Source organism: Luxibacter massiliensis (assembly GCF_900604355.1).
GTDB classification, from domain to species: domain Bacteria; phylum Bacillota; class Clostridia; order Lachnospirales; family Lachnospiraceae; genus Luxibacter; species Luxibacter massiliensis.
Genome location: NZ_UWOE01000001.1, coordinates 10,659 through 26,065, shown reverse-complemented (window position 1 = coordinate 26,065; position 15,407 = coordinate 10,659). Strand labels below are relative to the sequence as shown.

Below are 15,407 nucleotides of genomic sequence, written 5' to 3'. Positions count from 1 at the left end.
TTTCCTGTTTTCTTATTCCAGACCGAAGTCCCGTTTTCTATCTTCCCTGCCATTCTCGCTTTCCCGCTGGCTTTTTTCTTTATAAATCTGCAATTTCTCATGGATAGAACCACGTGCCGGTCGTTCTTCTTTCTCTTTCGATTCTGACTGCTCTGCTTCTGTGTCTTCCCGTTCATCCATATTAAGAAGGGCATTTAGTTCTGACAGTCGCTCCAGTTTCTGGTTCAGTTCCTCTTCTTTTGTGAATGGCTTTCCAACTTCCTCTTTGGCATTTGTAAGCTGCTCCTGTACCGTTTCCAATCGTTGCTCCGCTTCTGCCAGTTTCTCCGGATAGCTTTCCAGAAGATTATTGATACGGGTGATATTTCCCAGGGCATCTGCTCCCAGATGAACTTTCGATACCGATTCATGCTTCACAGACAGGATAAACTCCTTACTCCAGCTGTCGAACTGGATTCTCATGTTGAATCCCTGATAGTTTCCGATATCCATTGCTGCATCGACTGCTTTCATGTCCTTGCAGACTGCCAGTAGTGCCGCTCCTGCTTCTTTCTTTTCTGTAAATACTTTGCCGCTGATCTCCATGGAAAACTGTTCTGGATCTGTGATTTTATGCTCCTGATAATGGGCAAGATCCGCTTTGTAGCTATCAATAGTCTCGGTCAATTTTGCAATCTGCTGTGGAAAATTTCTTGCAATATCATCTTCCAGACGGTACTGGTTATTCATGTGATTGGCTTTTAAAAGTTTCAGTTTTGCCACATCCACGTCCAGTGCCATCTTTTCTTTTACTGCCGGATTTCCAGTTGCCAGTGCCTTAACCTCTGCATAGGACAGTGCTGCTTCGTCCACATCTTCGCAGCTTCTGACCGGTGCTTTGCTCGTCATAATCTGGGAGATGAACTTCTGTTTATTCTCGATCAACTGCCACATGTAGCTGTCGAAGGTGGATTCTGTCACATACCGAAAGATATGAACCTTTTTATTGTGATTTCCCTGCCGGATGATACGTCCTTCCCTCTGCTCCAGATCAGACGGTTTCCAGCCAATATCCAGATGATGCAGAGCAATCAGACGATCCTGCACGTTGGTACCGGCACCCATCTTTGCTGTTGAACCAATCAAAAAACGAACCTGCCCAGATTTTACTTTTCCAAACAGCTCCGTCTTCTTTGCTTCGGTATTTGCATCATGAATGAATGCAATTTCTTTTTCCGGTACACCTTTCGCCATCAGCTTCTGTTTCAAGTCATCGTAAACATTGAAACTGCCATCGCCTTTCGGTGTGCTCAAGTCACAAAAAATGATCTGCGCCGATTTCTGTACAACTGTATCTTTCCAGATTTCATAGCTTTTTTCTGCACAGACCGACACTTTACTGCCCGGATTGTCTGGCAATAGTTCATTGACCAATCGCTGATCCAGTGCCAGTTTTCTTCCGTCATTGGTAATTTTCAGCATATTGTCTACACTAGCATCTACGCCACCGTTTCTTACCACTTCCGCACGCTCTCCTAGGCTTGCTACGATTTCTTTCTGCTGTTCTGTTGGTTTCAATACTACAGTTTCGTATTCCGCTTCCGGTACTGGAAGATTCAACTGATCCGAAGTCTTGATATCTGCAATCTCCTTGAACATATTCATCAGTTCCGGGATATTATAGAATCTGGCGAATCTGGATTTTGCTCGGTATCCGGTTCCTTCCGGTGCAAGTTCAATGCTGGTCACAACCTCTCCAAACGTGGATGCCCAGGAATCAAATAATCCCAAGCCCATATTCTGTAATTTGCTGTTCTGCAGATATCTCTGCATGACATAAAGTTCCGTCATGCTGTTGCTGATCGGTGTGCCCGTTGCAAAGGTAATGCCTTTTCCACCGGTAATCTCATCCAGATACTGACATTTATTAAACATATCTGCTGATTTCTGTGCTTCGTTCTGGGCAATTCCGGCTACATTTCTCATTTTTGTATAAAGGAACGCATTTTTATAACTGTGTGCCTCGTCTACATACAGATGATCCACTCCCAGTTCTTCAAAGGTAACTACATTATCCTTTTTCTCTTTCTGATTCAGCTTCTCCAGTCTTGTCATCAGCGTTTTTCTGGTCTTTTCAATCTGCTTTACCGTATAGCGGCCGCCATCCTGCTCATATCTTGCACTCTGGATTGCGATTTCCAGATCGTCAATCTGCTTCCGCAGCATGGCTTCCTGCCTCTCATCAGAGATTGGGATACGCTCAAACTGGGAATGACCGATGATAATCGCATCATAGTTTCCCATAGCGATTCTGGCACAGAACTTTTTCCGGTTCGCCGGTTCAAAATCTTTCTTGGTTGCCACCAGGATATTGGCTCCCGGATATAACTGCAGGAACTCGGCTCCCCACTGCTCTGTCAGATGGTTCGGCACGACAAATAGATTCTTTTGTGATAATCCCAGACGTTTGCTCTCCATTGCAGCCGCTACCATCTCGTAGGTCTTCCCAGCTCCTACTACATGAGCCAGAAGCACATTATCCCCGTAAAGCTGATGTGCGACAGCATTTTTCTGATGTGGGCGAAGTTCAATTTCCGGGTTCATTCCTGGGAAAGTCAGATGACTGCCATCGTATTCACGGGGACGGATACTGTTAAACCGTTCATTATAAACTCTTACCAGTCTTTCACGTCTCTGTTGATCTTTGAAAATCCAATCCTTAAATGCTGCTTTCATGGCATCCTGTTTCTGTGATGCCAGCATAGTTTCTTTTTTATTGAGGACACGAATCTCATCCCCATTTTCATTGACACTCTTATCATAGATACGAACATCTTTCAGATTCAGTGTATCTTCCAGAATCCGGTAAGCATTTGCCCTCTCGGTTCCATACGTTGCATAGGCAAACGCATTTCTTGGACTGTCTGCATTTTTCCCGGTAATCCGCCACTCACCATTCACCTCAGAATATTTTACCTGTATCTCCTTCTGTGCAAGATACCACGGAGTATGAAGCAGTTCCCCCATAAAGTCCTGATAATCCGATGGTTCAATCCAGGTTGCCCCAATCCTTACTTCGATTTCAGATGCTTCCAGTTCTCTTGGCTGAACTGCTTCCAATGCACGGACATTCGGTGTGAATTCCGGGTGATTCTCTGCAAAGGTTCTTGCTGTGTTTAACTTCTCCCTGACATTTCCAGATAAATACTCATCTCCACTCTCCCACTGGTCTGTCAGTGGGTTCTTAAATATAACTCCAACCAGTTCCTCCGTGATTTTTTCTTCTGTCTTTCCTGTCAGCTGTGCCATATAGGACAGATCCACCTTTGCTCTTTCATTCAATGATAATGCTAAGGCTTCTGTCGCAGTTTCCACACTGGTTACCGCCACTGCCTTTTTGATGGTTCGTTTCGTAAACATGTCTGCTTTTCGCTTCAATGTTCCATCTTCGTTCAGGTCTTCCAGAGAACACAACAGACAATAAGAAGCGTCATCAGAAAACGCCCGCTTGTTTGCATTACTTCCAATGACTCCATACTTTGCTGTGTAAGCATCATATACTTGATTCAATTTCTCCTGCTGTTTGTGAATTTCTTCATCTGTTACGGATTCTTCCATCTGCATGGCAATCAGTTCACGCACCGTGTCTCGGATCTCCACCATACCTTTTACACGTTCTGCAGTAGCGGCAGGCATCTTTACCTGATTCATCAGAGAGTTAACACGGTAATATACCTGATCATCTACAACCGCATAACTGTAATTACGAACATTCGGATCTGCCGGGATACTCTCTGGTACATCATCCAGTTCTGCATCCACATCAACTGCAGGTGCCATATTTCCATGAATATTCCTGACAGCTTCTGCAAGCTGGACTTCAAGATCAGCACCTTCTATCGGCATACAGGTTGTTTCCATACCATACGGACCGGATACCTCTTTCATCTCACCCAGAATCATTTCCGGATGGTCTGCAAAATACTGATTGACCGTAATTCCATTGGCATCACTTCCAAGATTCACCCACTCCGGCATCTCTTTTGTCATGCTGTCACGCTTCTGGAAGAATAAAATATCTGCACTGACTTCCGTTCCTGCATTTGCTTTGAATGCTGTGTTCGGCAGGCGGATGGCTCCAAGGAGATCGGCACGTTCTGCCAGATACTTTCGGACTTCCGGTGATGCTTTATCCATGGTTCCTTTTGTTGTGATCAAAGCTGCCACACCACCCGGACGCAACTGGTCGATTGTCTTTGCCAGAAAATAATCGTGAATCATAAAATTATAGCGGTCATATTGCCTGTCATTCACTTTATAAGCTCCAAATGGCACATTTCCGATTGCCACATCGAAGAAATCATTCGGATAATCTGTCTTCTCAAAACCTTTAATCTGGATATTGGCATCTGGGTAAAGCAGTTTTGCAATTCTACCGCTGATACTGTCCAGTTCCACACCATAGAGTTTTGACTGGTTCAGCTTCTCAGGAAGCATTCCAAAGAAGTTACCAACACCCATGGATGGCTCCAGGATATTTCCTTTTGTAAATCCCAGATTTTCCAACGCCTGATACATACTTTCAATCACGATTGGCTGTGTGTAATGGGCATTTAAGGTAGAAGCTCTGGCTGCTGCATATTCTTCCGGTGTAAGGACTGTCTTTAATTCCAGATATTCCGTCTCCCATGCGGATTTTGTTTCATCGAAAGCATCAGCAAGACCTCCCCATCCTACATATCGGGATAAAATCTCCTGTTCGTCTGGTGTGGCATTGCGGTTTTCTTCCTCGCATTTCTTTAAAAGCTGGATTGCCATGATATTAGCACGGAACTTTTCCTTTGGTGTTCCCTGTCCCAGTTCATCATCTGTGATATGGAAGTTTGTTGCTGGAATATCAGACTGTTCTGGTGTTATATCTTCCTTTTTTTCTGCATCTTCTACTGCTTCCGGTTGTGTCTCAACTTCCGACGGTTCCTGATTTTCCTCTCGTATTTCCTGCTGATCAGAGCCTTCCTGCTCCACTTCCAAAGCCTGCTGAGCTCCTTCCAGATCCGCCTGTCTCTGTGCTTCCTGCCGTTCTTCATACTTTTCCAGTTCTTCCGGTGATAAGAAATCATCGGTGCGAATCAGCTGACGGACACGTTCTGCAACCTTATTCCACTTTAATAGAACTTCTACATCTGGACTGCCAATCTTCCCTTTCGCAAGTTTTAATCCTTTCGCATCATGGGAAGCATCGGATTCATACGCTCCCGGTATCCCAGGTGCTGCTCCACCTGTACCATACTCATTTTTCAGAAACTCAGCTGCATCCTTTATATCGTGATGTTCCATGAAATACTCATAGATCCGATTCCGTCCTCCGGCAGTGATCCCGCCTCTTCTAAGGACTGCATCTATCTCATCCTGTGTGATAAAGGAAAGGGCCGGACGTTCGACCGTAAATTTCTGGTCTACCCAGGAACGCTCCCTCTGGAGATCCTGAAAACGCTGGAAATATTCCGGATTATGCTGAATCTCCCACCTGCGATAATCTTCTGGATTCTCATCCATATCTTTCTGCAGCCATTCAAAGCGATGGGCAATTGCATCTGCTTCCGCTGAATCTGTCCAAGCTTCCCGCACGACATCCTGCCAATCCGAATATGATTGCTGCTCCTCCCGGTTTCTGCTGGTATCCCGAAAATGGAGTGCAAGAAGATTGGTCATTTCTTCCTGCTCCTGTTCAATGGCGTTATTGGAAATCAGATTATCCACGTAACTTCTATCCTCATACATATCCCGGATTCTGTCCGCCGCTTCTTCCCACGTAACCATGCGATCAAAGTTTCTTCTGGCGGAATCTCCCCGTCGGATACGGATACCATCATTGTCATACCAGATACTGATTTTCTGTCCATCTATGGTAAATCCTTTTCCACCTGTTTCATATTCCTCCTTCAGGAAGTTCTGCATTTCTTCATTATCCAGACCTTCAATCAGTCTTGCCGTAATATGAAACAGTGTATTTTTCTGTCCACTTCCCGTGCGGAGAATATCATCTACTACTTCATCAGAAATAAGAAAAGCGGCTGGCTGTTCTAATGCAGCTGCCGCTTTCCTTATTTCTCCTAACTGTTCCTCTTCTGTCGGGAACAGACTTAATTGTAAATAATCTCCTGAATTACCAGTTCCTCTGCCTGTGCTTTGATCTGGTTCATGTGTCTGGTCCATGCCATCCCGTCTGCCATTTTGTCCGGTGCCGGGTTTTTCTCCAGAAGTTCTGACATCAGGTTGTCTACTCTCTGCCTTGCCTGGCTGTCGATTTCCATCAGATGACTGTCCAGACGGTTCTGTAAGGTCAGAATGTTGAATCTGGCTACTTTGTGGTTTCTCAGATACTCTTTCCTCATCAATCCGTACTTCCCGATCGTTCCTCTCGTCTCCTCCAGACTGATATCCGGAATCTGGTACTCTCCATTCTGGCTGTAAGTGATCTCTCTCATGCTCTGTTTCCTCCTTATTTTCTCCTCTATCTTCTGTGTTCCTTGTTTTACTTTCACGAATTAACGTGTTAAATTCATTATAAGCTACTTCTTTTTCTTTTGCAACCGTTTTCAGATCTTTTTCCAAGTCATTCAACACATATCGTCCAATCTGCATCAATACCGGTCTGCTGATCTCATTCACAGAACTTCCAAGGTGTCCAATAACCTTTAACTGGTTAAAATCTGTAATATGACGAAAATCCTCTGCATCAAGATATTCCTGCACATCCAGTCCGCATCGGTTCAGTAACACATACCAGACACTGTTTGTCATCAGTTCCCGGAACTCCACTTTCTGATTCTGTTCATCCAGATCTTCCAGAAAAGTGCCGGCTACATCCATTTGCAGTTCGTCGAAAGCATCCGGCAACCAGGCCTGCACACTTTCTTCTGCCGCCTGGTGAAGAACCTCTGCTAATCCTCCCTCTGTTGCTTCCAGTGCCAGCCGCTCCTGCAGATAATCTGCCACCAGTTGTTCTCCTTCTGGATTAAGATTCCATAACTGCGGATCTCTGCCCAGATTTTTTACCTTATAAGTATCCTGCACATCAAAAACATATCGGAGTTTCGTTTTTGGTCCGGATGTGTTATCTATCAGGGCAATTCCTTTAGAACCCTTTTTAATCCATCGGTACATCTTCTGGTTCCAGATTTCCATGGATGCCACGGCTGTTGCTCCCGGACGCTGTGCATAGATCAAGAGCTGTTCCGGAAAAGTGTACCGGTACAGCCTGGATGCAGTATTTAGAAACCGCATCCATTCCTGCGGATTGGCAGCAACATCCTTTGCCACTTCCTCCGTCAGAAGTTCCATTGCATATAATTTATTTGCCATCTGTTACTCCCTTTCTTCTTCCCACTTTTCTTCTACAACATCGGCAATCCGTTCCATTGCCCTTGTCATAGAAGGAAAATTACTACTGTTACTTGCTTTTCCAATCTGATCAATAAGAAATTCCGGCATATCTGCAAGTGCTCCGGCAATCATAGCCTTTACCCGGATATCCTCCAGCATAAGAAGCTCTTTTACACCAAATTCTTCACCAAATACATCCTGATATCTCCGTAAGTCATCCAAAAGATATTCCGGTTTTAAATCTCTATCCATTTCCTTTCTTTTATCATCACCATATAAACACCAGTCCATATTCTTTTCTCCTCCATCTTCATAAAATTAGGGACTGCTCACACAGTCCCCTCAAAATCATCGTTATTTCTCGTTATAATACTGAGGCAAGGTCTTTCGCCCTATTCTTTGGGATTGTATCTGTCCCTTTTGCTTTGATCTCCGCCTTGGCTTTCTCCAGTTTTCCATGGATTCCACCTTTTGCTTCTGTTCTCCCAGTTGCTTTTTCTGCTGCTTTTTCTTTCTCCAGACGTGCTTCCCTGCGTTCGGCATTTTCCATAACTGCTGTCTTTCCATCACAGAACTGAACCTTATCCGAAAGCTGTTCCTGCCTCTCTACCTGCGTCTCATTGACTTCCTGTACCATGGCATTTAATTCCGGTACTTCAAACATTCCGTTATCAGGAAGAATCAGCACCTCATGAATTGAAGAGGGAAGAACAAAATAATCACTTCCCAGGCATTCACCGATCTGCTTACGAATATCTTCCTGCAGTAACAGTGATGCACCATTCATTTTTTGTGCATTTGAAAGACAGAACATTGGATTTTCCATTGCTTCAACATTCAGTTTTTCATTCAAAAGATTTTCTGTTTCTTCACCAAAAATCATGGATTTTATCATTTCATTCATGTCCATCAAAACAACACCACGATTTCTGTCTGCCGCCACTGCATCTGCCTGGATTTGTTCTGCTGTCACACCCCATTCATTCATAAGATTGACAGTAACCGGAATACTACCAATTCCTCCCTCGTTTTCTTCCACATTCACTGCGTAATATGCTGCAAAATCTCCATGTTCGGTAACAACTTTATCAGCCAGGCGTTCTTCATTCCATTCCCGGTCACAGATTCTCACCTGTAATTTGTCCTTCATTTTTTCATAATCCAAAATATCCGGAAGACCCATATTGATAAATGCCGCTTTGTCCTGCACTTCAATACGCATATCTGCCACATCACCCACACAGGAATCCAGATTTTTTCCATTGACATATTCCATATAAAGAGAATCCAGATATACCATCGGCACAGCTCTTTGATCACCCTGTGGAATTGAAATGCCAGTCAACCTTAATCCATTATTTTTTGCAACTTCTTCAATACGGATTTCTCCATTCTGATATGAATCCGGCAAATAGTCTTTTACATTATCTTTGACATATTCATAAAATTCTTTTCTGTTCATCATACGCTTTTACCCCTTTCTGATCATGTGATGGTTCATTCTTTTCCTGCTGACCATCTGCTCGGCTTTTTTCTGATAAGCCATCATTCTTTTTAAAGTTCTCTCATGGTTCTTTCTTGCTTCCTGTCTCTTTTCCATTGTTTTCATCATATTTTTCTGTTCCTTTCTGTGAATTTTTGTATTTTAAAGGGAGCCCTGATTCAGGGCCCCCTTTACTGAGGATTACTGTTTTCTGATTTTCTTTCTGCTGATATAAAGTCCTGCCATGCCTCCGGTAGAGATAAGCAGAAGCAGAATCGGCAGCCAGATATTTGTGTTATCTCCTGTCTTCGGTGCATCTGATACCTTCGTCTCTTCATGGGACTGCGGCACATCTGGTGTGCTTGGTGTTTCCGGAACTTCCGGTTTCTCATTTGTCAGATTGAAAGTAACTTCTACAACCGGCGTACTGTCGTCTGCATAGGCAAATGTCACTTCATGCTTGGTCTGATCCAGTGTGTATCCATCCAGTGTTTTTGTCTCCACCAGATAATACTTGATTGCTGTATCATATTTGCCGTTCTTGAATGCGGCAATCTCATACAGCTTACTCTCGGCATGACCGGCAGCATCTGTTTTTAAGGTTTCCAGGACCTTTCCTTTGCTGTCACGGAATTCAAATTCTACTCCTTTCAGCGGTTCCCCATATGATTTATCTGTCTTATTGAGAATGACTTTTCCCTTGGCAGTATCATCTTTCATAACCACTTTCTGGATTTCTCCAGTATCCTTCACCTCAAATGTCACATCCGATGTCAGAAGATATCCTTTTGGTGCCTGTTCCTCTCGTAAGGTGTATCTACCAATTGGCAGTTTTTCAATATAGTGTGCCTCCTCTGTGGAAGTCCAGCTCTCTACTACCTGATCGTCCTTATCAAGAATCGTTAGTTTTGCACCAGGAATCTCTGTATCTCCTGTGATATCTGTCTTGCTGATCTGAACCTTGGTCACATCATCTTTCATCTCATGCTTCTGAATCTCAGCTGTATTCTCAACCGTAAAGGTAATGCTCTCTGCAGTAACATATCCGTCTGCCGGTTTTGTTTCCGTCATGGTATACTCATTACCTACAACAAGTTCTTTGATCACATGGGATTCTTCTGTAGAAGTCCATTCATCTACTATATTGCCATCTGAATCCGTCACTTTCAGGTGTGCACCTGGAAGTTCTTTGCCTGTGGTCAGGTCTGTTTTTGTCAGTTCCACTGTGGTCGGCTGATTTTCAAACGTAAAATCATAGCTTACTTCTGCCTGGTCTTCTCCGGCATATTCAAAGGTAAACTCCTGTACTTCTTCTGTTGTAACAAATCCGTCCGGCGCAAAGATTTCTTTCACATAGTATTTTCCGTCCACCGGAAGATTTGCCGTAAAAGTAATCTGTCCTTTTTCATCTGTTACTCGCTGCTCGATCAGACTGTCTTTCTCAAGGAGTACCTCGCCCTTTGCATTTTTGATATTTTCACTGGTATAAAGACCGAAGACACCACCTGCAAGAACACGTTCTGTATCTTTTTCTTTCTTCAGAACCGTAACCTTTACTTTCTGACGGGAATTCTGCCATTTCTCATCATAAGTGATGACTGGTGTGTCCTGATCACGGTAGGAAAGGTCAACATATCTCGGCTCTCCGTCCAGCACATAACCATGGGCTGTTTTTACTTCCTTCACATAGTATTTTCCAGCCGGGAGATCTCCCATCTGTGCAATACCATTGGAATCTGTTGTAATGGTTCCCACTTTTTCATCTGCTTTGAAATAATCATCGCTGACACCATCTGCCGCTTTGATATCTTCCGCAGCAAATACATCGAAAGTCACATCTGAAAGGCTTCCGGTTACATATTCAAAGAGATGCTCCACAGTACCTTTTACATTGTCCAGAAGTGTCACTTTATCCAAAAACTCTCCATTTTTGTTGATGATCAGAAGTCCTGTCGGTACTTCATCTTTCATCTCTACTTTCTGAATCTCTGCGGTATCTTCCAGCGTAAACTTCACATCCGTTGCTTTCAGATAACCATAAGGTGCCATTTCCTCACGAAGGGTGTATTCCTCACCAACTGTCAGTCGTTTGATCACATGTGGCTGATCTTTTACAGAAATCCACTGATCCACAACATTACCTTCTTTATCAAGAACGGTGAGTTTTGCCCCATCCAGTTCCACACCTGTTGTCACATCAGATTTAGTAATCTCAACGGTTGTCGGCTGATTCTTCTTCACTGTTTTCAGTTTTACTGTCTTCACATTCTGTCCCTGATAAGAGGCATCCAGTTCCAGAACTTCATCGGAGGATACAAATCCTGCCGGTGCTTGTAACTCTTTCACATAATATTGTCCAAATGGCAGATCCAGCGTACATGCTGCAAGACCATCGCTATCAGAAGTCATTTCCTGTAAAAGTGTGTCTGCTTTCACGATCACTTTTCCATCCGCCTTAATATCCGCTTTGTTATAGATACCAAAGACAGCTCCTGCTACGGTTGCACCATTTTCTGCATCCTGTTTTTCTACCTGGATTGCAACTTTCTGTCGGTCATCGCCAACAGTCACTTCCTGTTCGATCACAGGTGTATCCTGATCTGCATAGACAAATGCGACTTCTGATCTGTCATGGTTCAGGACAAATCCTTCCGGTGCAGTCTTTTCTACTACATAGTAAGAACCAAGTGGCAGGTTATCAGCAACTGCTTTTCCGTCTTCCCCAGTCGTTACCGTTGTTACCAGTGCATCTTTTGCATAGATCAGCTGTCTGTTTCCGTTTTCATCTTTCTGGTAATCCGGTGTATAGATATTTTCAGCTGCATAGACATTAAATTCTGCACCCTTCAGGTATCTTTCCTCATAAACAAAATCTTTCTTAAATCCGGTCAGCATCTCACCTTTTTTATAAATCGTCAGCTTTCCTTTTACCGGATGGTTCTCGTAATCTACCGTAATAATGGCATCTCCGCTTTCAGAATCCATCTGGTATGCTGTGTTTGCATCCACTGCAATCTCTACATAATTCTTGTTGATTGTGTACCCTTCCGGTGCGTTGACTTCCTCAATCCGGTAATGTCCGATCTTCAGATTCTTCGGCATGATCAGATACCCCTGATTGTCCGTAAAATAGGACTTATGGGTTGTTGTCACTGGGTAAGTTGTTACCTGCTCAACATACTTTTTATTATCCAGGTCATATACCTTAAATTCTGTTCCTGCAATCAGGACGGATTTCTTTGTTTCATCGTCTTTTTTCACGATTTTCAGTTTTGCCTTAAACTCTTTATCCAGAAGCACTCGCCAGATCTGCGGCTCATTTGGATGATGCTCTGTGATATTCACTTCAAAATCATCAACTGGCTTGTAATTGTGCGGTGTTGTAGTTTCACGCACAATATAGCTTCCAAATGGTAATGGAATACTGCAGGCATATCCTTTTTCATCTGTGAAAATCTCCGTTGCTCCATTTTCTCCACTCACTACTGATTTGGCAGAATCAAAATCATAGCTTCCATCTGCTTTCTTTGTAAGGGAAGATTTCAGATAAACTGTAAATCCAGCTCCGGATAACAGATCTGCATCTGTCTTTCCATTGTTGGCTGCTTTGATGATCTGGAATGGCTGCTTGATGACCTGCTCACTGGAAGCGCACTCTCTTTTTACTTCTGCTGTCATATCTCCTTCATAACTGCATGTAAGATCATGCTCTTCTGCATCTGCCAGGTATCCGGTCGGCGGAGTAATCTCTTTGACATAATATTTGCCAAGATATAAGCCATTTACAGAAGCCTGTCCTTTGTCATCTGTTGTAAGAGAAGCTACCTGCTCTCCTGCTTTATAAATAGTTCCCGTTGCTCCATCCGGGTACACGATATCTTCACGGGCATACAGTCCATAAACTGCACCTTTCAGTGTGGCATCTCCCTGTGGTACTGTTTTTCCTGTTTCTTTATCAACTTTGAATAAATTGATCTTTGCTGTCACACGGTCATTGCTAAAGGTATGGGCAAATGATACGGTTGCTTCTTTATCATTGGTGTAAGAAAACTTGAACGTATACACATCTTCTGTATTTCTTACATAGCCTTCCGGCGCCTGATCTTCTTTTACTGAATAGGAATATCCAATCGGAAGATCTGCTGTGAATTTTGCAGTTCCATCTGCTCCAGTAGTTGCTTTCTCAATCAGTGTTCCTTTTTTCACAACAGCTGTTCCGTCTGCATTTCTGATATCATCGGATGCATACAGAGCAAAAATACCGCCTTTCAGTGGTTTCTTGGTGTCTTTATCCTGTTTTACTACGGAAATATCTGCTTTCTGTCTCTCGTTGTTAAAAGTCACATCTGCAAATACAACTTCTTTGTTCTGACCAGCATAAGTTAGAGTCACTGACTTTTCTTCATTGCCGTTATAGAAATTGTCCGGTGCTTTTGTTTCTTTTACCACGTAGGTTCCAAGATGCAGGTTTTTCAGTGTGACAGAACCATTCTCTCCTGTAGTCAGATTTTCTTTTACAAGGTCACCTTTGCTGTACACTTTTGTGCCATAAGCTGTTACGATATCTGCCCCGGCATACACGTTATACACTGCATTTTTCTGTCTGCGTTTTTCATACTGAAATACCGTTCCATTTTCACTGACATCTGCTCCGGTAAGAACCTGTCCTTCTTTGTAAATGGTAAGTTCTGCCAGCTGTTTCTTATTTTCCACGGTTACAGCTGAGGTCTTACTTGCTACCAGTTTTACATTTGTTGCCGTTGCATTTACTACATATCCCTGTGGTGCTGTGATCTCTTTCAGATAAACAGTATCCTGTGTCTTGATGATCGTAACAGAAGATTTTCCATTCTTATCTGTTGCCGGCATCTGAGTGATCAGCTTTGTACAAGCCTCATCGCTGTATACACCGAATACTGCACCTGCAAGATTGACATCCGCTGTATCGTCTTTCTTTACGATTTCGATCGTAGCCTGTTCAATCCAGGACACCTTTAAGCTTACATATTTTTCATCAGCAACACCTTCTCCAAACACAAATGCCAGATCCTGAACACTTGCATTCGTAGTCAGTTTATATGCTGAGTAATCTTTTGTAATACTTCCCTTCATCTTTGTAGAAAAAGTAGCACTTACATCTTTTGTCTGTGTCAGAGGCGCTGAAAGATAAAACGTGGTTCCTCCTCCAATTGTTACGCTTGCACCTGCCGCACTTACATTTCCAGTAGATACATTATGGAGCTTTACTCCCTTTGGCAAGTCCATTGTAATTTTCTGCTGGGAAGATGCGTTGAACTTAATGTTCTCCGTTCTCTGAACATTTCCATCTACATAAGCTTTTACATTCGGTTTTGAAAATGACATCGCTACATCTGGTATTTCCGGCTTATTCACACAATAATTATAAAGCTCTTTTGCCAAAGCCTCGCCTGTAGCATTTGTTCCATAGAATGCATCACTGCTTCCATTGGCATAAGATGCAGCCATGTGAATAATGATGAATCTTTTTCCTTCTGAGAAATCCGTGTGTTTATTCGCAAAAAAGCTTTCGCTCCCTGCGGCATCTGTACCGTAATAACACACTTTTGCTAACGCCTGATTGTCCCCAATCTTTGTGATTGTATAATTTCCGGATCCTGGTCCAGGTTTTGCTGGCTGTACACAATACGCAGTTGCTCTGACGCTTCCGTAGCTGATATAGTACGGCTCTGTCAGATAGGTTCCAAGATTATAATCTGCATATCTATACAGAGGTCCTTTTTCGATTGTTACCTGCTGTGTACTTCTTGCTGAATAAGCCGAAACTGCTTCAAATGTTGCAATCTCTCCTTCTTCCATAGAATCAAGATCCACACCTTCGTCTCCTGCCTGTTCCAAAACATCATGAAGCTCTAACCCTGATTCTTCATCATAGGTATCCTGATTCTGTGCCTGCTCTACCAAATCATCAAATTCATCAGCGTCAATATCGGTAATCTCCGAGTCTGCTTCGGAATCCTCCGCTTCTTCTGTCTGCTGTTCACTGCCAGCTGTTTCGGATTCGGTCACTGATTCACTCACTGCCACCTCTGTCTGAGTTTCTGTTGCTTTCTCACGCACAATCAGTTTTCGGCTGATCTGGTACTTCGGATGCTCCTGATTTACCGGTTCCACATAATAGACCGCTTTGTAAGTGTCCACATGATCTGTCGTAAAATCTTCATTCTTGTCATTCTTTGCTTCCTCAAATGTGACTTTAACCTTGTTATCATCCTTGATTTCCAGTCCTGTAAAGTCTGATTTCACATCAAATACACTGCCTGTTTCAATTTCATAATCTTTGGCAGTCACCACCTCATCTTCATCCAAAAGGTCTTTCACTTCCTCATAAAGTGGAGGTTTTTCCTCTGGCTGGATCTCCGCTGCATATGCCGTCATCGGAGACAACACTGTACTAAGGATTGTCATGCCTGCCAGCAAGCCAGATACTACTTTTCTAAAATTACCTTTTTTCTTCATGCTAAGGTCCTCTCTTTCATAATATTTGTATTAAAACAGACAGTCCTTAGACTGCCTGCAA

The 15,407-nt window shown here is 43.2% G+C and carries 5 protein-coding genes; all 5 read right to left on the bottom strand.

Features of this window, described 5'->3' with window-relative positions; all coding sequences use genetic code 11:
* Positions 1–12: 12 nt before the first annotated feature.
* Positions 13–7,344, bottom strand: coding sequence for a DEAD/DEAH box helicase family protein (locus EFA47_RS00065; protein ID WP_122641471.1), 7,332 nt, complete (start codon positions 7,342–7,344; stop codon positions 13–15).
* Between the two features lie 3 nt (positions 7,345–7,347).
* Positions 7,348–7,656 carry a hypothetical protein gene (locus EFA47_RS00060; protein WP_026648905.1) on the bottom strand — a complete coding sequence of 103 codons (309 nt, stop codon included), beginning with the start codon at positions 7,654–7,656 and terminating at the stop codon, positions 7,348–7,350.
* Between the two features lie 73 nt (positions 7,657–7,729).
* Positions 7,730–8,830 (bottom strand): DUF5688 family protein, encoded by a 1,101-nt coding sequence (locus tag EFA47_RS00055; RefSeq protein ID WP_122641470.1) that lies wholly within the window; start codon positions 8,828–8,830, stop codon positions 7,730–7,732.
* 6 nt (positions 8,831–8,836) lie between these two features.
* On the bottom strand, positions 8,837–8,977 hold the full coding sequence (locus EFA47_RS19705; RefSeq protein WP_164689882.1) for a hypothetical protein: 141 nt from the start codon (positions 8,975–8,977) through the stop codon (positions 8,837–8,839).
* A 72-nt stretch (positions 8,978–9,049) separates the two neighbouring features.
* On the bottom strand, positions 9,050–15,346 hold the full coding sequence (locus EFA47_RS00050; protein WP_122641469.1) for a SpaA isopeptide-forming pilin-related protein: 6,297 nt from the start codon (positions 15,344–15,346) through the stop codon (positions 9,050–9,052).
* Between the last annotated feature and the right edge of the window lie 61 nt (positions 15,347–15,407).

Excerpts from the sequence above, each read along its gene's own strand:
- EFA47_RS00055 (WP_122641470.1), bottom strand. The coding sequence starts at position 8,830 with ATGATGAACAGAAAAGAATTTTATGAATATGTCAAAGATAATGTAAAA.
- EFA47_RS00065 (WP_122641471.1), bottom strand. The coding sequence starts at position 7,344 with ATGGCAAATAAATTATATGCAATGGAACTTCTGACGGAGGAAGTGGCA.
- EFA47_RS00060 (WP_026648905.1), bottom strand. The coding sequence starts at position 7,656 with ATGGACTGGTGTTTATATGGTGATGATAAAAGAAAGGAAATGGATAGA.
- EFA47_RS00050 (WP_122641469.1), bottom strand. The coding sequence starts at position 15,346 with ATGAAGAAAAAAGGTAATTTTAGAAAAGTAGTATCTGGCTTGCTGGCA.
- EFA47_RS19705 (WP_164689882.1), bottom strand. The coding sequence starts at position 8,977 with ATGATGAAAACAATGGAAAAGAGACAGGAAGCAAGAAAGAACCATGAG.